The organism is Methylocystis iwaonis, assembly GCF_027925385.1.
GTDB classification, from domain to species: Bacteria; Pseudomonadota; Alphaproteobacteria; order Rhizobiales; family Beijerinckiaceae; genus Methylocystis; species Methylocystis iwaonis.
Window position 1 is genome coordinate 2,805,105 of sequence record NZ_AP027142.1, and the last position, 19,908, is coordinate 2,825,012.

At 64.2% G+C, this 19,908-nt stretch carries 19 protein-coding genes and 1 riboswitch; of the genes, 6 read left to right on the forward strand and 13 right to left on the reverse strand.

What is annotated here, in order from left to right:
• Nucleotides 1-72: 72 nt before the first annotated feature.
• The 12 genes from bamA to QMG84_RS13575 form a co-directional block, all read right to left on the reverse strand.
• Complete coding sequence (gene bamA / locus QMG84_RS13520; RefSeq protein WP_281928520.1) at nucleotides 73-2,568, reverse strand: outer membrane protein assembly factor BamA; 2,496 nt, start codon at nucleotides 2,566-2,568, stop codon at nucleotides 73-75.
• A gap of 292 nt (nucleotides 2,569-2,860) precedes the next feature.
• Nucleotides 2,861-4,012, reverse strand: coding sequence for an RIP metalloprotease RseP (gene rseP, locus QMG84_RS13525; RefSeq protein WP_202073587.1), 1,152 nt, complete (start codon nucleotides 4,010-4,012; stop codon nucleotides 2,861-2,863).
• A 65-nt stretch (nucleotides 4,013-4,077) separates the two neighbouring features.
• Nucleotides 4,078-5,310 carry a 1-deoxy-D-xylulose-5-phosphate reductoisomerase gene (gene dxr / locus QMG84_RS13530; protein WP_281928523.1) on the reverse strand — a complete coding sequence of 411 codons (1,233 nt, stop codon included), beginning with the start codon at nucleotides 5,308-5,310 and terminating at the stop codon, nucleotides 4,078-4,080.
• 7 nt (nucleotides 5,311-5,317) lie between these two features.
• Nucleotides 5,318-6,166, reverse strand: a complete 849-nt coding sequence (locus QMG84_RS13535) for a phosphatidate cytidylyltransferase (RefSeq protein WP_281928524.1) — start codon at nucleotides 6,164-6,166, stop codon at nucleotides 5,318-5,320.
• Nucleotides 6,163-6,939, reverse strand: coding sequence for an isoprenyl transferase (locus QMG84_RS13540; protein WP_246744924.1), 777 nt, complete (start codon nucleotides 6,937-6,939; stop codon nucleotides 6,163-6,165). Before QMG84_RS13540 ends, QMG84_RS13535 begins: the two co-directional genes overlap by 4 nt.
• Before the next feature lie 78 nt (nucleotides 6,940-7,017).
• Nucleotides 7,018-7,578 (reverse strand): ribosome recycling factor, encoded by a 561-nt coding sequence (gene frr / locus QMG84_RS13545; protein WP_281928525.1) that lies wholly within the window; start codon nucleotides 7,576-7,578, stop codon nucleotides 7,018-7,020.
• A 151-nt stretch (nucleotides 7,579-7,729) separates the two neighbouring features.
• Nucleotides 7,730-8,455, reverse strand: coding sequence for a UMP kinase (pyrH, locus tag QMG84_RS13550; protein ID WP_202073583.1), 726 nt, complete (start codon nucleotides 8,453-8,455; stop codon nucleotides 7,730-7,732).
• A 96-nt stretch (nucleotides 8,456-8,551) separates the two neighbouring features.
• On the reverse strand, nucleotides 8,552-9,535 hold the full coding sequence (locus QMG84_RS13555) for an SDR family oxidoreductase (protein ID WP_434085957.1): 984 nt from the start codon (nucleotides 9,533-9,535) through the stop codon (nucleotides 8,552-8,554).
• A 56-nt stretch (nucleotides 9,536-9,591) separates the two neighbouring features.
• Entirely contained in the window at nucleotides 9,592-10,254 is a 663-nt protein-coding gene (locus tag QMG84_RS13560; RefSeq protein WP_281928527.1) for a hypothetical protein, read from the reverse strand.
• A 2-nt stretch (nucleotides 10,255-10,256) separates the two neighbouring features.
• Nucleotides 10,257-11,657, reverse strand: a complete 1,401-nt coding sequence (locus tag QMG84_RS13565; protein WP_281928529.1) for a selenium-binding protein SBP56-related protein — start codon at nucleotides 11,655-11,657, stop codon at nucleotides 10,257-10,259.
• A gap of 284 nt (nucleotides 11,658-11,941) precedes the next feature.
• Nucleotides 11,942-12,868, reverse strand: coding sequence for a translation elongation factor Ts (gene tsf, locus QMG84_RS13570; RefSeq protein WP_281928531.1), 927 nt, complete (start codon nucleotides 12,866-12,868; stop codon nucleotides 11,942-11,944).
• Nucleotides 12,869-13,003: 135 nt separating this feature from the next.
• Nucleotides 13,004-14,020: a 30S ribosomal protein S2 gene (locus QMG84_RS13575; RefSeq protein WP_281928532.1), complete on the reverse strand. Its 1,017-nt coding sequence runs from the start codon at nucleotides 14,018-14,020 to the stop codon at nucleotides 13,004-13,006.
• A gap of 461 nt (nucleotides 14,021-14,481) precedes the next feature.
• Here QMG84_RS13575 and QMG84_RS13580 point away from each other — a divergent pair, with 461 nt between their 5' ends.
• The 3 genes from QMG84_RS13580 (at nucleotide 14,482) to QMG84_RS13590 (ending at nucleotide 16,947) form a co-directional block, all read left to right on the forward strand.
• Entirely contained in the window at nucleotides 14,482-14,676 is a 195-nt protein-coding gene (locus tag QMG84_RS13580) for a hypothetical protein (protein WP_202073577.1), read from the forward strand.
• 241 nt (nucleotides 14,677-14,917) lie between these two features.
• Nucleotides 14,918-15,901, forward strand: coding sequence for a DMT family transporter (locus QMG84_RS13585; RefSeq protein ID WP_281928535.1), 984 nt, complete (start codon nucleotides 14,918-14,920; stop codon nucleotides 15,899-15,901).
• 5 nt (nucleotides 15,902-15,906) lie between these two features.
• Nucleotides 15,907-16,947: a sterol desaturase family protein gene (locus QMG84_RS13590; RefSeq protein WP_281928536.1), complete on the forward strand. Its 1,041-nt coding sequence runs from the start codon at nucleotides 15,907-15,909 to the stop codon at nucleotides 16,945-16,947.
• A gap of 173 nt (nucleotides 16,948-17,120) precedes the next feature.
• Here the strand turns inward: QMG84_RS13590 and cobO are convergent, their stop codons facing one another.
• Entirely contained in the window at nucleotides 17,121-17,690 is a 570-nt protein-coding gene (cobO, locus tag QMG84_RS13595; RefSeq protein ID WP_281932009.1) for a cob(I)yrinic acid a,c-diamide adenosyltransferase, read from the reverse strand.
• Between the two features lie 86 nt (nucleotides 17,691-17,776).
• Nucleotides 17,777-17,967, forward strand: a riboswitch (cobalamin riboswitch).
• A 34-nt stretch (nucleotides 17,968-18,001) separates the two neighbouring features.
• On the opposite strand from cobO, the gene QMG84_RS13600 reads away from it, so the two are divergent.
• From QMG84_RS13600 to cobW, 3 genes are read left to right on the forward strand one after another with little or no spacing between them, the layout of a single operon-like run.
• Nucleotides 18,002-18,184 (forward strand): CbtB domain-containing protein, encoded by a 183-nt coding sequence (locus QMG84_RS13600; RefSeq protein WP_281928538.1) that lies wholly within the window; start codon nucleotides 18,002-18,004, stop codon nucleotides 18,182-18,184.
• A gap of 18 nt (nucleotides 18,185-18,202) precedes the next feature.
• Nucleotides 18,203-18,871, forward strand: coding sequence for a CbtA family protein (locus QMG84_RS13605; RefSeq protein ID WP_281928540.1), 669 nt, complete (start codon nucleotides 18,203-18,205; stop codon nucleotides 18,869-18,871).
• Entirely contained in the window at nucleotides 18,868-19,902 is a 1,035-nt protein-coding gene (gene cobW / locus QMG84_RS13610) for a cobalamin biosynthesis protein CobW (RefSeq protein WP_281928542.1), read from the forward strand. The genes QMG84_RS13605 and cobW overlap by 4 nt, the downstream gene beginning before the upstream one ends.
• The last annotated feature ends 6 nt before the right edge of the window (nucleotides 19,903-19,908 follow it).

Consider the following 19,908-nt stretch of genomic DNA (forward strand, 5'->3'; position numbering starts at 1 on the left):
TGCCAGACTTTCGGCGCTCGAGATACAAAAAAGCGCGCCGGACGGATCCGTCCGGCGCGCTCTAAGCGATGATTAGAAGTTGGTGCCGCCCGAGAAGCGGAAGTTCTGCGTGATGTCGGCGTTCGCCTTCGAGGTGATGACCGCGTAATCGAAGCGGATCGGACCCATCGGCGAGTTCCACAGCACAGAGGCGCCGACCGAAGAGCGAAGGCGGAAGGCGTTCGAATTCGGCACCACGCAGGTTCCCTGGCCGAACCCGGCCGCCGCCGTATAGGCCGCCAGACAGGTCACGCCCGGAATCGTCGGGAGATTATTGCTGTAGTTGGTGCGGCCCTCGAAGTTCCAAAGGCTGCCCGCGTCGGCGAAGAGCGCGCCTCTGAGGCCCAGATCCTTCGGCAGACCCCAAAGCGGGAACTGCACTTCGAGCGAGCCGCCGACATAGTCGGAGCCGCCGAGCGAGTTGCCGTAACGCGCATTGTAGGTGGTGAAGATATTCGAGTCGCGCGGGCCGATGCCGCCGGGCGCAAAGCCGCGAACGAGGCTCGGACCAAGGTTGAAGTTATCCTGAATGCGGGGCGTATAGCCGCCGAAGGGCAACAGATTGCCGCCTTGCAGACGCGCGATGCCGACCACGTCGTCGAGATAGGGAATCTCGTGGAAGTAGCGGACGTCGCCGGTCGTGCGGAGGTAGCGAGAATAGCCGCCCAGTCCCGCCGCGTCCTGGCTGAAAGTCGCCATCCAGCCGTTATGCGGGTTCCGGAAGTCGTCGATCGTATTGTAGTTCAGCGAATAGCCGATCGACGACGTCACGATCGTGCCCTGCGATTCCTTGATCGCCAGCGACGCCTCGCCATTCGATTGGCAGTTGTAGAAGAGATTCGGATAGCCCTGCCAGCTCGGGAAGAAGACCGAATAGCCAGGCGTGATCGCGGTCGGCACCGAACAGTCGTTGTAAGGCCGAGCGATCGTATTCGGGATCGAGATCGTCGTCTGATAGATCGAGTAACGCGGCGAGAAGCTGAGCTCGTCCGTGATCGGCACGCCGAGGCGCAGCGTGCCGCCGATCGAGGTCGAGGCGTAGATCGAGTAGTTATAGGCGTCCTGCCGGCGAGCGAAGACGTCGAAGCCCGCCGAGATGCGCTGATCGAGGAAATAGGGCTCCGTGAAGCTGAAGTTCACGCCGCGCGCGATCTGGCCCGCCTGCACCGACAGACGAACGGCCTGACCACGGCCCATGAAGTTGCTCTCGGAAACCGAAACCTCGGCCAGGAAGCCCTGGTTCGTCGAATAGCCGCCGGAGACGCCGAAATTGCCCGTCGGTTGATCCTCGACGTCGACGTTCAACACCACGCGGTCAGGCGACGAGCCCGGCTCATTGGTGATCTTGACCTTCTTGAAGTAGCCGAGGCCGTTCAGGCGGCGCTCGGCGCGATCGATCAGGACGCGGTTATAGGCGTCGCCCTCGCCGATATCGAACTCGCGGCGGATGACATAGTCGCGGGTGCGGGTGTTGCCGTGAATATTGATGCGCTCGATGTAGACGCGCGGGCCTTCATCGAGAACGAAGCGAATCGCGACGGTCTGCGCGGCGGGATTGCGTTCGCCGCGCGGACGGGCCTGCGTGAAGGCGTAGCCCTTCTTGGCGACTTCGCGGGTCAGCGCCTCGACTGTCTTCTCGACGGCGTCGCCATTGTAGACGTCGCCGGGCGAGAGCCGCAGCACGCCGTTCAGCGCCTCGCCGTCGATATCGGGAAGATGCGATTCGACGCCGACGGAAGAGACCCGATACTGCGGACCTTCTTCGACGACGATGTTGATGACGTAGCCCTGCAGCGCGGGGTCGTATTGGGCATCAGAGCTGATGACGCGGAAATCGGCGTAGCCGTTCTTGAGGTAGAAACGGCGAACGAGCTCGAGGTCGGAAGCGATGCGGTCGGGATCGTAGACGTCGCTGGTCTTCAGGAAGGAGAGGAAATTCATCTCCGTCGTTTCCATCATCCCGACGAGGCGGCGCGTCGAATAGACGTTATTGCCGACGAAACGGATCTCCTTGACGCCGGTCTTGTCGCCCTCGACGACCGTGAACACGACGTCGATGCGGCCATTCGGCAGCTCGACCGTGCGATAGGAAACCTTGGCGGCGGCGCGGCCGGCGCGGCGATAGATCTCGGTCAGGCGGGCGACGTCGGCCTCCGCGACCTGCGGGCTGAAGGCGCCGCGCGCCTTGGTGCGCAGTTCGGGCTGCAGGTTCTCGGTCTTGACCTTGCTGTTGCCCTCGATGACCACGCGGTTGACCTGATTGCCTTCGGTCACGCGGATGATGACAGTGCCGCCCTTGCGGCTTGCGGAAACAGTCGCGAAGCGCCCGCTCTGGCGAAGCGCCTCGAGCCCTTTTTCGACCTCTTCGGGGCTCGAGCCCGTGAAATAAGAGCGAATCGTCTCGGCGTCGGTGCGGGCGTTGCCCTGCACCACAATGTCCGCCGACGCCGGCGCGGAAAAGAGGAGAAGCGCCGCAAGCGCGGCCATAAGAAGTGACGAAGATTTCCAAATGCCGCCAGTGGATTGCATGTAATGCTGGTCCTCGTCCGCAACTTCCGCCGCCCGGAGCGCGGCGAATGACAACCTATTTGTGCAAGGCGAAACACGCCTTTCCGGGGTCCCGCCAAATCTTCTACAGGGTTTAACCACCCCTGCAAATCCAGAATGAATTCTGTTCGGGCAATTTGTCGAAGGCGTGGCGTCAAAGCCACTATTCATGGCTAGCAGACGGTTAACGGACCGCGAATGCGGTGAATAAAAATGAAGAAACCGCGACGCGCGTCGCGGTTCCGCCATAAACTTCGTAACTGCGCCGCTTGCGTCAGGACGCGCCAGCGAAGCGGTGGATGAGCCGCGCGATGTCGTTGTAGGTCGAGAAGATCATCAACACCCCGACCATGGCGAGCCCGACCCGGAAAGCGAACTCTTGCGCCCGCTCGTTCAACGCCTGGCCACGGATGGCCTCGATGGAGAAGAACAGCAGATGGCCGCCGTCGAGCATCGGAACCGGCATCAGATTCAGAAGACCGATCGATACGGACAGGATGGCGATCAGATTGAGGAAGGGCGCGAGGCCGACCTTGGTCGCCGCCTGCGCCATCTTGCCCGAAATCTGCGCAATTCCGATGGGACCCGAGAGCTGATCGGCGCTTTCGCGGCCGCTGACGAGGCCGCCGAGATAGGAGCCGGTGCGATACACCACCTGCCAGGTCTCGCTGAACGCCAGCCTGACCGACTCGAGCGGCCCATAGCGCTCCTCCCGCACGTCGCTGGCCTGGGTCGACGCCTTGAGCCCGAGCATGCCGATTCGCATCTTTCCAGCGGGGCTCTCGACCTCGCGCCAGGCGGGCGTCGCCAGGATCGTCACGTCCTGCCCGGCGCGGCGCACCACGAAGACAAGCTTGGAGTCGGCGGAAACCGAAACCATTTCCTGCATTTTCGAGAATGCGTCGATCGGCGCGCCGTCGATCGACAGGACGAGATCCCCCGGCAGAAAGCCGGCGGCCGCCCCCGCCCCGCCCTCGACGACCGAGCCGACGCGCGGCGCCAGGATCGTGCGGCCGTAAAAGTTGAAGATGCCTGCAAAAATCGCGATGGCGAGGACAAAATTGGCGAACGGCCCGGCAAAGACGATGGCGGCCCGTTTCCAGACCGTCTGCGCCGCGAAAGTGACGTCGCGCTCGGCCGCCGGCATCGCCTCGACGGCGTCGGGGTCCGGCAGGCTCGCGCCATTGGCGTCGCCATGGAATTTCACATAGCCGCCTAGCGGAATGGCGGCGATGCGCCACCGCGTGCCATAGCGGTCCGTCCTGGCCCAAAGCTCGGGACCAAAGCCAATCGAAAAGGCGTCTACCTGGACCCCGCACCAGCGGCCGACGATGAAGTGGCCGAATTCGTGGACAAAGACCACGATGGTCAAGATGAACACGAAGGGGATGACGTAGGTCGCAAAAGTCGTCAACAGGTCCAGCACGGTCTCGTCTCCAACGCGTCACGCGGGCCAAGCTCCCCGCGCAACCTGGGGCGCGGGGCGTTTGGTTACTGAAGCGTTAAAATGCCCGAAGGCGCATCGACGGCCAAGACCGCCCGCGACCTTTCTCTGACAATATGGTCAACGCCCAGCGCTTCCTCCACATTTTCAGGAGCGCGAGCATAGCCTTCGCGCAGCGCCGTCTCGCAGGCCTCCGCCACGTGGCGGACGATTCCCACAAAAGAAATGCGGCCGCCGAGGAAAGCCTCGACCGCGATCTCATTCGCCGCGTTGAGCACATTGGTCAAGCCGCCGCCATGCGCCAGAGCGTCGAGCGCCAGCCTGAGCGCGGGGAACCGCTCGAAATCGGGCGCTTCGAATGTGAGGGTCGCGATTTTCGCGAAGTCGAGCCGATGCGCCGGCGTGGTGAGGCGCTCGGGATAGGCCAGACAATGGGCGATCGGCACGCGCATATCCGGCGGCGCCATGCCGGCGGTGACGGAGCCGTCCGAGAACGCCACGAGCCCGTGCACGATCGACTGAGGGTGTACGACAACCTCGAGCTTTTCCGCCGGCACGCCGAAAAGATGGTGCGCCTCGATCAGCTCGAGGCCCTTGTTCATCATTCCTGCCGAGTCGACCGTGATCTTGGGGCCCATCGCCCAGTTCGGATGGTTGAGGGCCTCCTCGACCGTCGCGCTGGCGATGCGCTCCTTGCTCCAGGTGCGGAACGGGCCGCCCGAGGCGGTGACGATCATGCGTTCGATTCGCGACGGGTCCTCGCCGCCCAGCGCCTGGAAGATGGCGTTGTGCTCGCTGTCGACCGGAAGGAGCATCGCCTCCATCTTTTTGGCGGTGCGCATGAAAGGCGCGCCGGCGCAGACGAGGCATTCCTTGTTGGCGAGCGCGACGTCGCGGCCAAGAGACAGCGCGGCGTGCGTCGGCTCGACCCCCGCGGCGCCGACGATGGCCGATACGACGAGATCGGCCTCGCGCACCGCGGCCTCGATCACGGCGTCGCGGCCGGCCGCCACCTGCGTATTCGTGCCCGCGAGCGCGTCCTTCAGCTCCGCATAGGCGTTTTCATCGCGAATCGCCGCAAATTCCGCCTTGGTGCGGCGGGCGACGTCGGCAAGCGCCTTGGCGTCGCGCCCGCCGGCGACGGCGGTGACCGAAAACCCATCCGGATCGCGTTCCAGGAGATCGACCGTCGAGCGGCCGACCGAGCCCGTTGCGCCGAGCAGGACGATACGGCGCGGCGCCCGGGCGCCCCCGTTTGCATGTCCGTTCTTCAAACCCATGAGCGTTTCACCAGAAAAAGAGGTTGGCCGCCGCCGAGGGATCGCCCCGGACCAAGCCGATCGCCGCCGCGAAAACGCAGGCGAAAATGAAACCATCCAGACGGTCCATCACGCCGCCATGACCGGGAATGAGCTGGCTCGAATCCTTGACGCCGAAGCGGCGCTTCACGGAGGATTCGAACAGATCTCCCATTTGTGAGATGCCGGCCGCCGCCAGTCCGACCAGAAACACCTGAACGCTAGCAAGCGCCGGGCCGCCGCCGAGATAGGCGGTCGCAAGGCCGAGCAAGGCGCCGCTGACGACGCCGGTGATCGTGCCCGACCAGGTTTTCCCGGCGGACACGCGAGGCCAAAGCTTGGGACCGCCGATCAGCCGCCCGCCGAAATAAGCGAAAATGTCGGTTCCCCACACGATTGCGAAGAGGAAGGCGATCGCTAGAATTCCCAAGTCGAATGATTCCCGCACCCAGCAGACCGAAAAGGCCAGCGCCCCGGCATAGACGACGCCCCCGGCCGCCCAGGCCCGCCGCGCCGGGCCGGCCAAAACGGCGGCGGTCGCTGCAAAAAAGAGGATATCCAGAGCCGCATAGCCAGCGAGCCCGTTCCGCCCGAAAGCAGCCGCCGCCGCCGTCGCCACGCCGCCGGCGGCGACCCTTGCGACGCGACGCTCGCCGCCGATCAGCCCCTGCCACTCCCAGTTCACGGCAAATGCCGCCACGAGCCAGAAAGCGGCGAAAATAGCGCCCCCGAAATAGAGCGTCGCCACCGCCGCCGCGACGAGCACAACCGCAGAAGCGACGCGTGGCCCGAGGTCGGCGAAGCCGCCGCTTTTTTCCTTGGACAGCGGGCCGGTCATGACGCCGTCTTGGCGCTACGCGGCGACTCGACCCGGCCAAACCGGCGCTCCCGATGAGCGTATTCCTCCAAAGCGGAGACCAAAGCGGCCTGATCGAAATCGGGCCACAGGATCGGCAGGAATACGAATTCGGCGTAGGCCGCCTGCCACAAAAGGAAATTCGAGAGCCGCTGTTCGCCGGAGGTGCGGATGATCAGATCCGGGTCCGGTATGTCGGCGGTGTCGAGGCGCGCGGAGATGGCGTCGGCGTCGATTTCATGCGGCGCAAGCCGCCCCTCCGCCACCATCTCGGCCAGCGCGCGCGCCGCCGCCGCGATCTCCTGCCGTGCGCCGTAATTGAAGGCCACGACGAGCGTCAGCCCGGTGTTGGCCGCCGTCACCTGCTCCGCCTCCTTGAGCAGGGCCAGAATCTCCGGCGCGAGATCCTCGCGCGCGCCGATGACGCGCACCCGCACGTTGTTGTCGTGCAGCTCAGACAGGTCGTTGCGAATGAACCGATGCAGCAATCCGAGCAGGCTCTGCACCTCTTCACGCGGGCGCGACCAGTTCTCCGCCGAAAAGGAATAGACCGTGAGATAGGAGATACGGAGCTCGATCGCAGCCCTAACGGCACGACGAAGCGCCTCGACGCCGCGACGATGGCCCTCGAAGCGCGGCAGGCCACGGGCCGCCGCCCAGCGGCCATTACCGTCCATAATGAGCGCGACGTGGCGCGGGACAATCGTTATGCCGAGCGTGGTCGTCGCCATCTCCAAAAAATCGCCTTCCGCCATATGTCGTTCCGAATCGCCGGCCGATCTCAGCAATGGAGGCAGACGGTCGCCGCCGCGCTCGCGTCTCCAGCACGGCCCTTAGACCTGCATAATTTCCTTTTCCTTGGCGGCCAGGGCCGCGTCGATTTCCTTCACCGCCTCGTCGGTCGCCTTCTGCACCTCGGTTTCGTGCCGCTTGCCGTCATCCTCGGGAATGGCGTGATCCTTCAACAACCGCTTCAGCATGTCGATGCCGTCGCGCCGGACATGGCGCACCGCGACGCGGGCCTCTTCCGCATATTTATGGGCGACCTTCACCAGCTCCTTACGGCGCTGTTCGTTGAGCTCCGGCATGCGGATGCGCAGAATCTGCCCCTCGACGGTCGGCTGCAGACCGAGATTGGCTTCGCGAATCGCCTTGTCGACGGCGATGACCAGCGCCTTGTCCCACACCTGGACGGCGAGCATGCGCGGCTCCGGCACGCTGACGGTCGCCACCTGATTGAGCGGCGAAATCTGCCCATAGGCGTCGACATGCACGGGGTCGAGCAGGCTCGCGGCGGCGCGGCCGGTCCGCAGGCCGCCGAACTCATGTTTCAGAGTTGCGATCGCGCCCTGCATGCGGCGCTTCAAATCCGCCAGATCGAATTTATCCGTCATGACCTCTACAACCTGCTTTCGTCGCCAACAGCGCGAGGGCGCGCGCCCGGCCGGCGTGGTTTCTCAACTGGCCCGCGGACGCGCAGGTCCGCGATCAAAGCCCCTTATGGCATGTTTTTAGGCGTCGTGCGCAAGTTAAAGACGCGCGGGCTTATGGCGCGACGAGAGTCGAACGCCCGCCCCCGGCCAGCACCGAGGCGATCGCGCCGGGTTCGCCGATCGAAAAGACGATGATCGGAATTCGATTTTCCCGCGCCAGCGCGAAGGCGGCCGTGTCCATGACGGCGAGATTTTGGGCGATGGCCTCGTCATGGGTCAAGCGCTCGTAACGCTTGGCGGCGGGATCGCGCTTGGGGTCGGCGGTGTAGACGCCGTCGACCTGGGTCGCCTTCAGCACTGCGTCGGCCGAAAGCTCGGCCGCGCGCAGCACGGCGCCCGTGTCGGTCGTGAAGAAGGGATTGCCGGTGCCGCCGGCCGCGATCATCACCCTTCCCTTGGCGAGATGATGCAGCGCCGCGCGGCGCGAGAAGGATTCGCACAGCGAGGGCATCGGCACGGAGGAGAGGCAGCGGGCCGGGCGCCCCTGCATTTCGATCGCCTGCTCGAGCGCCAGCCCGTTCATGACGGTCGCGAGCATGCCGATCGAATCGGCGCGCGCCCGCTCGATGCCCGTATCGGCGCCCTTGATGCCGCGGAAGAAATTGCCGCCGCCGACGACCACCGCGACCTCGTGGCCGTTCTCGGAGGCCGTGGCCAGGTCCTTGGCGATGCGCTCCAGCGTCGTCGCATCGAGGCCATAAGGCAGCGATCCTTGCAGCGCCTCGCCGGAAAGCTTCACGACCACGCGTTTATATCGCTTCGAGGCGTGGTCGGACATGACGGGTCTCTCTGATGGCTTGGGCGGGGGCGCGACTTAAATACGAATGGCGCGCCCCCGCCGCAAGTGACCCTTTCGAATCTCCAAAGCGAAAGGTTACGGTCCGACCTCTCCGCCCGTCGCGCCGAACACCTGCCCCGTCGCATAGCTCGATTCCGCCGAGGCCAACAGGACGTAAAGCGGCGCAATCTCCGCCGGCTGGCCGGGGCGTCCGAGCGGCGTGTCGCCGCCGAACTGGGTGAGATGCTCCTGCGTCTGCCCGCCCGAGGGTTGCAGCGGCGTCCAGAACGGGCCCGGCGCGACGGCGTTGACGCGGATGCCCTGCTTGGCGAGCTGCTTGGCCAGCCCCCAGGTGAAATTCAGAATGCCGGCCTTGGTCACCGCGTAATCGAGCAGATGCTGCGATGGCTCATAGGCGTTGATGGAGGTCGTGTTGATGATGGTCGAACCGGGCCGCATATGGGGGACGGCCGCCTTGGTGATCCAGAACAGCGCATAGAGATTGGTGCGGAAGGTCCAATCCAGGTCTTCCGTGGTAATCTCCGTGATCGATTCGCGCACATGCTGGCGGGCGGCGTTGTTGACCAGAATGTCGAGCCCGCCAAGCTCATTGACGGCGTCGTCGACCAGACGCTTGCAGAACATTTCGTCACGAATGTCGCCAGGAATGGGCGCGGCCTTGCCGCCCGCGTCTTCGATCAACGCCACAACCTCCCGGGCGTCCTCCTCCTCTTGCGGAAGATAATTGATCGCGACATCGGCGCCCTCGCGCGCGAAGGCGATCGCCGCCGCGCGGCCGATGCCGGAATCGCCGCCGGTGAGCAGCGCCTTGCGGCCCTTGAGCCGCCCCGAGCCGCGATAGCTCTTCTCGCCGTGATCGGGCAGCGGAGTCATCTTGCAGGCAAGGCCCGGCCAGGGCTGCGGCTGCTTCTCAAAAGGCGGCTTGGGATAAAGCTCGCGCGGATTTTTGAGCCCGTCGCCCTGCGTCTGCATATCCGGCAGGGGGGCGGCGCTCTCTATGCCGGTTACCGAGATATTCTCCCGGATCGCTTCCGTGATCGATTGTCCCTGCGCAGGCATTGAACCCTCCCGGCGCCCCGCCAGCAGGGCGAAACGCGGGGGATGAAGGGAATGTTTCATAAGGCCGTCACGAGCCCGGCGGCGCCGACGAGCATCAAGCTCAGCGCCCAAACCAGGTCGAGGTTGAACCAGCTTCTGGAGATGAAGCTCGGGCCGAGCCAGCCGTGCACAAGGAACGCAATCAAGCCGCCAGCGGTCACCATCGAGACCACATGGAGGAGCGAAACCTGGACCGCGGTTGCAAAGTTTCGCCCCATCAGGCTCGCCAGTCCCTGATGAGCCGCGTCGACCTCTCCCGCCGAGCAAAGGCCAAGATAGATGGGCAGCAGCATCAAACCGGCCCCATGCGCGATCGCGATAGCGAAGGACCACAGCGCAAGCTGCGTGGGCCTGATTCGGGCGAGCGCGCGCGGATGTCGCCGGTTGACGAGGCGGTAGGCGCCATAGGCCATCACGCCGACGCCGACGCCGATCCTGATGACGCGTCCCCATTCCACCAGCGCGGTCATCAGCGCGAAGGGCAGCAGAATGACCAGCATGGCGGCTAAGTGCCCGGCCGCAAGCGACGCAAGCGCCAAGGCGAGGTCCCAGCGCCCCCTGCCCATCAGGCCGGCTGAAACGGCCAGAGGCCATCCCATGCCCGGATTAACGCCGTGGTAGAGGCCGCTGGCGACCACGGCCAGCCAAAGGTCCGCCGTGCTCCATTGAACGTGGCCCACCTTCAGACGGACGGATAGCAAAAGGAGTCGGTTGAGCAGTCGCCGCCTTCGAGGCGGATTTGATGTGACCTGTATCCATCCGGAAATTCGACCCAGAATTTCTTGTCCAACGTGACGCCGCCATCAGTCCCGACGTCGGCTTTGACCATCGCGCCTGGCACTCCCTCAGGAAAGAACTGGTCGTCCCAGGTCGAATAGAGCGAGTTCGTCCAGTAGACCCGCTTCCCGTCGCGGCTGATCTCGATCATCTGGGGGCCGCCGGCAAATGTATTGCCATTCGGATGGGGCGTCCGTCGGACAATGCCGCCGATATGCGTCGAGCCAGCCAGCTTGGGCGCCCTCGGGTCGCTGACGTCGTATTGGCGCATCTCGCCCGTGCCCCAGCAGGACACATAGAGGAATCGGTCATCGAGCGAGAGGTCGATGTCGGTGACCAATGGCGGAACGGCGGCGAAGGGCTGAAGCAATGGGGGAAGCTGATCTTTATCTGCCGGCTCCGGCGCAATGACGGCTGTCTTCTCGCAACGGAACGTGCCGCCCTCGCGCCACCACGTCCAGATCGAGCCCTCGAGGTTGGTCGTGTCCACCACGACGCCAACAAAGCCGTATTCCTTTATGGGGTCGTGCGCTGGCCGGACTTCGAGGGCCATCTGATGGTTGGCGCCCAGGTCGATCGTCTGGACGTTGCGACGCGCACGCAAATCCCAGAAATGCAGCCGATGTCCATATCTGTTGCCGAGCAGATCGTCTGGAACCAGGCCGTTCTCGAACTGCGGCGGCAACCCCCATTCGCTCGTCACCATGTAATCCCGCGGGAGGTTCCACCAGAAATCGTAATGCTTGTCCTGCGGCCCTCGGTCGATTTCCCAGCGGCCCAGCACGTCGAATGTTTCGCAATCCATGATGAAGATACCCGGCGGGCTATCGGTCCCATCCGGTCCGCCGCCGCCGAGGGTGGAGACATAAATGCCCTCCGGCCCGCAATGGACCGTGTGCGGCCGCGAATAGCCGGTCTTGTGGAAGACTTCCTCCGGCTCGATGATCTTGTGGATCTTTGCCTGCGTGGGGTCCGGCTTAGTGTCGATCACATAGATCCGCGACGACCGCAGACCTGGGATGATGAGGTAGCGGCGTTCCAGAAAGGCGTGGCCCGACATGGGCGACAAGGCGGATGAGCAGGCGTTCCAGCCGAAATGATGAAATTCGTCACCCTTATTCGGCATCACCACCGTGTGGACGATTTTTCCATAGGATGAGGAACTCGAATCGACGTCGACCACGCCCAGGCAGTCCGGACGCGAAAAATTGGGACTGAGCATCAGGACGTAGGCATATCGCTCAGGGGGCGCTTCCATCGCCAGCTTGGGGGTGGCGTGGAAGGTGGGGTCCGGACGGATCGTCATTTTTCTCCCTCCGTGATCCGGGCCTCCCAGCCGAGGCGGGAGCGTCGTCGCCGGATTAAACAGTTCGGAGATAACGCCCGTTCAGGAGCCAGCAATGGCTCATCAGCGCGGCGCCGACCTATGCGCCACAGCGAGCATGTCTGCTTGGGCGGAAAAGCAACCAAGCGCGTTAGACCAACAAAAAAGGCCGAGGTTGGAGCCTCGGCCTTTTAGTTTCTGTTCATTACGCCTTGCGAAGCGCCCTCCCCTTTAAGGGAGGAAATGGCGTGGGAGCCCGTTCTGGCTCAGCCCTTCGCGGCCGCCGCGACTTCCGCCGCGAAATCGCTGGTCTGCTTCTCGATGCCCTCGCCGAGCGCATAGCGGACGAAGCCCTTGATGGCGATCGGCGCGCCGGCCTTGCCTTCGAGCTCCTTCACCGCCTGGGCGACGGTCTTGCCATTATGCTCGGGGTGGTTCGAGGGCTGGTCGAGCAGGCAGACTTCCTTGGCGAAAGTCTTGACACCGGACTCGACGATCTTCGCCAGCACATTCTCGGGCTTGCCGGCGTTCTTCTCGCGCAGCAGATTGGCCTCGCGCTCGACAATCGCCGGGTCGAGGCCAGAGGCGTCCATCGCCTGCGGATTGGCCGAGGCGACATGCATGGCGATCTCGCGCGCGAGCTTGGCCAGCACTTCCTTGTCGCCGGTCGATTCCAGCGCGACGATCACCGCGATCTTGCCCTGGCCGTCGACGACCTGGCCGTGCACATAGCGGCCGACCACGCCGTCCGACACCGTCAGCGCGGCCGCGCGGCGCAGCGTGAGGTTCTCGCCGATCGTGGCGATAGACGTCGTGATGTTCTCGGCGACCGTGCCGCCGCCCGGATAAGCCTCTCCGCCGAGCTCAGCGGCGTCGGTCTTGCCGGTCGCCAGCGCCACTTCGGCGATGTTCTTGACGAGCGTCTGGAAGTCGGCGTTACGGGAAACGAAGTCGGTCTCGGAGTTCACCTCGACGACGACGCCCTTCTTGTCGCCGGTGAGCGCGGCGACAAGGCCCTCGGCGGCCACGCGGTCGGCCTTCTTGGCGGCTTTGGAGAGGCCCTTCTTGCGCAGCCAGTCGACAGCGGCCTCGAACTCGCCCTCGGTCGCGGTGAGCGCGGCCTTGCAGTCCATCATGCCGGCGCCGGTGCTCTCACGCAGTTCCTTGACGAGGGCGGCGGTAATCGTGGCCATGGTCGAAATCCTTCTGTTGGGGCCGGCTGGAAGCCCGCGGCGACGGCTTCCCGGCTCTCGGGGGCTTTATGGCGACGGGCGCCGGCTCTGGATGAGCCGGCGCCCGAGGTAATGGCGAAAGATGACAGTCAGTCTTTAGGCGGACAGAAGCGCGCGCGCCTGATCCACCCAGCCATCGCGGGCGATGCGGCCGCTGAGCTTGAGATCGGCGTCGACCTTCTCGACGTCGCCCGGCGTCATCGCGGCGATCTGCCAGTAATGGAACACGCCGGCGTCATTGAGCTTCTTGACGACCTGCGGGCCGACGCCGTTCAGCTTGGCGAGATCGTCGGGGGCGCCGCGCGGGGCGGCGAGCAGCTCGAAGACCTCGGCCGACTCGTAAGCCTCGCCGCTTTCGGCGCCGGCCACGGCCGGCTCGACGGCCGGAGCCTCGGCTTCGCCGAGATCGACGCCCAGCGCGCCCTGGCTGCGGGAGATGCCGTCGATCGCGGCGCGGGCGATCAGGTCGCAGTAGAGCTGGATGGCGCGGCCGGCGTCGTCATTGCCCGGGATGGGATAGGTCACGCCATCCGGATCGCAGTTGGTGTCGAGGATCGCCACCACCGGGATCTTGAGGCGGTTGGCCTCCTTGATCGCGAGCTGCTCCTTATTGGTGTCGATGACAAAGATCAGGTCGGGCGTGCCGCCCATGTCCTTGATGCCGCCGAGCGCCTTTTCCAGCTTGTCGCGCTCGCGGGTGAGGAGCAGGCGCTCCTTCTTCGTCACGCCCTGGGCGCCGGCCGAGAGCATCTCGTCGAGCTTGCGCAGGCGATTGATCGAGCCCGAAATGGTCTTCCAGTTGGTCAGCGTGCCGCCGAGCCAGCGGGAGTTGATGTAATATTGCGCGCTGCGGCGGGCCGAGTCGGCGATCTGATCTTGCGCCTGACGCTTGGTGCCGACGAACAGCACGCGGCCGCCCTTGGCCACCGTGTCGGAGACCGTCTTCAGCGCCTGATGCAGCAGCGGAACGGTCTGGGCGAGGTCGATGATGTGGATATTGTTGCGCACGCCGAAAATGAAGGGGGCCATCTTCGGGTTCCAGCGATGCGACTGGTGGCCGAAGTGAGCGCCCGCCTCGAGAAGGCCGCGCATGGTGAAGTCAGGAAGCGCCATTTACTTTTCTCCGGTTGAGCCTCGGCGAAAGCAAGGTGAAGAGGCCGGAAACCGGCCACCGGAAACGACGTCTTGGATCAGACGCCGCATAACCTTCGCCTGTGGGATGCGCGCGCTTATATGCGAAGCGCCCGCAGGGAGCAATAGGGATCGCCGCAAGGTTTGCAAGAGGATTTGCAAGAAGGCCGCCCCGAGGCCGCCTGCCCGGGGTGGAAACAACCTGCGGCGGGGCTTCGGAGAGGCCTCTCAAAGGCCTCGAATCTTAGGGTTCCACGGCCTAAAAAAATTTTTTGTCCGCGACCAGTTGTCGCACATTAAGTGATTGATTATACGCTTTAATATCGCATTTTTGGCCGTCAAAATTAGGCTCTCCCCGCAGATTGCCAAGCGGTTTGAATCGGGCTAGGGTTACCTCGATGCGGCAAGCATTCTGGTAGAAAAAACAAACAGGGGGAAAACGCATGGCTGTCAACGTTCACAGCTCCGGCGACATCGGCAAGATGCTCATCTGGGTCGCCGCCTTCGTCGGCTTCGTCGTCGTCGCTCTTACCTGGGTTCCGGACTGGATCTCTCCCGAGGGCACCAACGGCACGGGCAACAACCGCGAGGCTCTCGGCACCGCCGGCACCGGCTCTACCGCGCGCATGATTCAGTAATACCCCTGCTGAACGACTTGCCGGGGGGTGATCTCCCGGTCTTGTCGTCTGGGAGCACGATCGGCCCGGCAACGGCGCAGATCGATTTGGAGCCGACGCTCTCGACTTGTTCGGGCGTCGGCTTCAGCATTTTTGGCCGCCGATCGCATTTTTGCGGGCTGGCCGCGACCAAGCAGCCGGGCCGGCGCTGTCTCCTCGAGATGGAACGACCGCCGCGGCGCTCAAACGGCAAAGGAAGCTGATGTCCCGAATGCGCGCCGATCTGTTGCTTATGGCGGTTTCGATCATTTGGGGAACGGCTTTTATCGCGCAAAAACACGCCAATGGGACCATGGGGCCGATCAGTTTCGTCGGCGCGCGTTTTTTGGTTTCCTGGATGGCGCTGGCGCCGCTGGCCTTCTACGAGCACCGTAAAAAGGCTCAACCGCGGTTGAGAAAACAGGATGTGGCGCTTGCGGGCCTGATCGGCTTCTGCCTGTTTGTCGGCTCTACCTTACAACAAACCGGCCTTGTCACGACCACGGCGACGAACGGCGGGTTTTTGACCGCTCTCTATGTGATCTTCGTCCCCTTCATCGTCTGGATGGTCTCCGGAGCCAAGCCGAGACCCGTGGTGCTGGCCGCGATCGCCGTGTCCGTCGCAGGGGCCTGGCTCCTGACGGAACACGGACATTTTCAAGGGCTCAACGGCGGCGACGCTTTGGTTCTGATCGCGGACATCGCCTGGGCTGCCGGGATCAGCCTGGTTCCGGTCTTTCTGGCGCGCGCCGACCGGCCATTCTTCCTGGCTTTCGCGCAATATGGCGTCGCCACTCTTCTCGGCCTCATTGTCGGGCTCAGCTTCGAGCCTGTCTCCCAGGAGGGATTGGCCGTGGCGCTTCCGGCAATCCTCTATGCCGGCCTCTGCTCTGGTGGAATCGCCTTCACGCTGCAGATCGTCGCGCAAAAATATACGCCCCCGGCCGAAGCCGCTCTGATCATGTCGCTCGAGTGCGTCTTCGCGGCCCTGTCGGGCGCCGCGCTGCTCTCCGAACGCCTGACGGGCCCCGCCATCCTGGGCTGCCTTCTCATCCTGCTCGGCGTCCTTATGGTCGAGGTCGGTCCTGCCGCGAAAAATATCAAGCTGCGCAGCTACTTGCGGAAGTCCGTCCTCGGAAAGCGCCTTGGCGCCATCGCGCCTTACGAATACGCTTCGCCGCGAGCCGACTTCGAGCCGCCCAGATAGCTCCCATGGACCTGAACAGCGCGATCCGCTTTTCCGCAAGGCAAGTTTCGTCGGAGCTGTTTTCGGCAGGTTCGATCTTTTCGATCTATTCGCTGGCGTCGTCCTTCGCTTTGGGGTTCGCCGCATTGGCTTATCGACGCTTGCGGCGCCGGGGGCGCGCCAATCTGCCGCTGGTGGCGCGCGCGATTTTCTCCAAGAATTTCGCGATGCGCGAGTCTGTTCACGCAGACCTGAAGCTCTTCGTTCTCAGCGTCATCTTCATGCCGGCGGTGATCGGCGGCCTCGTCATTTCGTCGAACGTCATTGCGATGGGCGTCAGTTCGGTCCTCGGCAAAGCATTCGGGCACATGGGGAACACAAGCTTCAGCGATTTGCAGATCAAGGCGATCTCGACCGTAGTTTTGTTCCTGGCCTATGAGATCGGCTATTTTCTCGACCATTATCTCAAGCACCGGGTTGCTTTCTTGTGGGAGCTTCACAAGCTCCATCACACGGCCGATGTCCTGACGCCGCTGACCAATTTCAGAAACCACCCGATCGACAATGTCATCTTCGGCTATATGCTCGCGACCTTCATCGGCGCCGCGTCCGGCACATTGCATTGGCTCTTCAACCGGCCGACGGATATGTTTGCCGTCGACGGCAAGAACATCCTCTTTCTCTGCTTTCTCTGGACGATCGGGCATCTCCAGCATTCGCAGTTCTGGATACCCTTCTCCGGCGCCTGGGGCCGCTTGATTTTGAGCCCCGCCCACCATCAAATCCATCATTCGAATGACCCGAGGCATTTCAATCGCAACCTCGGCAGTGTCCTCGCGGTGTGGGATTGGATGTTCGGAACGCTCGAGATCCCCACGGAGAAAAACCCGCGCCTGACCTATGGCGTCGACGAAAAAGGCGTCGACCCGCATTCGGTTGCCGGCATGCTGCTGACGCCCGTCGTGAAATCAGCGTCCGCGCTTTGGCGTGCGCTCGTCTCGGCGCCGCAGTTCTTCTTCAATGCCCGCGGCGCCGCGGCGGAGCGCCTGCTACGACGCCAAGGCTGAGCTTTTTATACTATTTCCGTTTGAGTAGCTTGCGTTGGCGCTTGTCATTCCCGACGGGCCGAAGGCCCGATCGGGATCCAGAGCCGCAAAAACGCTGGTTTTGCTCTGGATTCCCGATCGCTCGCTGCGCGAGCGATCGGGAATGGCGCCGACCAATCAAAGCGGAACTCATATTAGAATTCGATGCCTTCCTGCGCCTTCACGCCCGCTGCGAAATGGTGCTTCACCAAGGTCATCTCCGTCACGAGGTCGGCGGCCGCGATCATTTCCGGCTTGGCGTTGCGTCCGGTCACGACGATATGGAGACCTTCTCGACGAGCGGCCAGTCTTTCCACAACCTCGCCCAGCGGCAGGTGATCGTAGCGCAGCGAAATATTCAGCTCGTCGAGCACCAGCAGGCGAATCTCGGGATCATCCATCAGCGCGCAGGCCGTCTCCCAGGCGCGCCGCGCCGCGGCCTCGTCACGCGCGCGGTCCTGCGTCTCCCAGGTGAAGCCCTCCCCCAACGTATGCCAGGAGACCTCCCCGAGCTTCTCCAGCATCTCGCGCTCGCCCGACCGCCACCCGCCCTTGCCGAATTGCACGACGCCGACCTTCCAGCCATGGCCGAGCGCCCGCAGCGCCAATCCGAAGGCCGCGGTGGACTTGCCCTTGCCGGAGCCGGTGTGAACCATCAGCAGGCCCTTTTGTGCGATGGTCTTGCCGGCGACCTCCGCGTCCTGCACGGCCTTGCGCTTTTCCATCTTCTCGCGATGGCGGCGCGCCGCGTCCTTTTCCTGCTCTTCTTCCAAGACGCGCTCCTTGGCGTTTGACGTAAAGGTGACGCGCGCATATGACTGAGCGTGACGGTCCTTCGCAAGGAGGCGAAAAGGGAACGCGGTGCGGGAGTCCCCAAAACCGCGGCTGCCCCCGCAACTGTAACCGGGAAGGCTGCGCCATCGGCCACTGAGCCAAAAGCTTGGGAAGGCGGCGCGGATGTAACCCGGAAGCCAGGAGACCTGCCGTCGCTTGTCGGAATTATGCGCCGCCGGTGGGGCGGCAGGGAGACGTTCATATGACGACCAAGACTGCCGCTATTCGTTCGATTTCCGGCTCTCGCGCGGAGACGCTGAAGGCCGCTTTCGTCGCTTTCATCGTTGGCCTCGGCCTCGTCTATGGCGCGGGCTTCGCAAACTCCGAGACCGTGCACGACGCGGCGCATGATTCGCGCCACGCGCTCTCCTTCCCCTGCCACTGACCGCCCTTCACGCGACCCGTGATCGCGCGCCTGTTGGCGGCCGGCCTCATCGCCGGCATTGTTGCGGGCCTTGCGGTCGCGGGTCTGCAGCACGTGACGACTACGCCACTCATCCTCGCCGCCGAGGTTTATGAGGCGGCGCAGCACGCCCATGACGCGGCCGAAGCCACGGCCCCGGCCTTCGAGGGCCTGCGCCGCACGGTCGCGACAAGCCTCGCAACCGTCGCCGTCTCCGCCGGCTATGCGCTGATCCTGCTCGCCGGCATGCTTTTTTCGGGAGAGTCGATCGGCCCGCGCCGCGCCGCGCTTTGGGGCGCCTGCGCCTTCGCCGCCACCGGACTCGCGACGAGCCTCGGCCTCGCGCCGCAACTCCCCGGCGCGGCGGAGACCGATCTTGCGGGCCGCCAAATCTGGTGGCTCGCGACGGCCGCCTCGACCGGCGCCGGGCTTTTCGCTTTGCTGCGCCTCGACGCGCCCGCCGCCAAGATCTTCGGCGCCGCGCTGATTGTCGCGCCGCATTTCTTCTGGCCGACGGCCGCCACGCCTGAAAGCACCGTCCCCGCGGAGCTTGCGGCGCGCTTCGCGGCCGCGTCGCTGACCGTGCAGGCGGCGAGCTGGGTCCTCGCCGGCGCGCTCGCGGGGCTGTCCTGGCGTCTCATCTCGCGTGACGAAACGGAGGCCGCATGAGCGCCGCCAAAATCCCCGCGACCATCATCACCGGCTTTCTCGGCGCCGGCAAAACGACGCTCATCCGCCATGTGCTGGAGAACGCCCACGACCGCCGGCTAGCGCTTGTCATCAACGAATTCGGCGACGTCGGTGTTGACGGCGATATCTTGCGCGCTTGCGGTGTCGAGAATTGCCCCGAGGAGAATATCGTCGAGCTCGCGAATGGGTGCCTGTGCTGCACCGTCGCCGACGACTTCGTGCCGGCGATCGAAGCGCTGCTCGCGCATGAGAAGCGGCCCGAGCATATCATCATCGAAACCTCCGGCCTCGCGCTGCCGAAGCCTTTGGTAAAGGCCTTCGACTGGCCCGCCATCCGCTCGAAGCTCACCGTCGACGGCGTGATCGCCGTCATCGACGGCAAGGCGGTCGCAGAAGGCCGTTTTGCCGATGACCTCGACGCCATCGCGCAGGAGCGCGCCGAAACCGAGACGATCGATCACGACAATCCGCTCGAAGAAGTCTTCGAGGATCAGCTCGCCTGCGCCGATCTCGTCATTCTGAACAAGACCGACCTACTCGACGAGGCGGAAGAAGCGGCGGTCGCCGCGCAGCTTTCGCGAGGCGCGCGCGCGAGCGTGAAAGTCGTGCGCGTGCGCGATGGCCACGTCGATCCGCTCGTGCTGCTCGGCCTCGCCGCGGCGGCTGAGGACGATCTCGCGAACCGCCCCTCGCATCACGACGCGGAGACCGAGCACGATCACGACGACTTCGACAGTTTCGTCGTCAGCATTCCGGCAATCTCCGATCCCGCCGCGCTCGTTACGAAACTCGTTGAAGCCGCACGCGCCCACGACGTGCTGCGCGTAAAAGGCTTCGTCGAGGTAGCCGGCAAGCCGATGCGTCTTCTCGTGCAGGGCGTCGGCGCGCGCGTTCAGCATCATTTCGACCGCCCTTGGAAGTCTGGCGAAGAACGCGCGAGCCGTCTCGTCGTGATCGGCGAAAAGGGACTCGATCGCGAGTCGATCGCCGCGATGCTCGCGCAGCCGTGAGGCGCC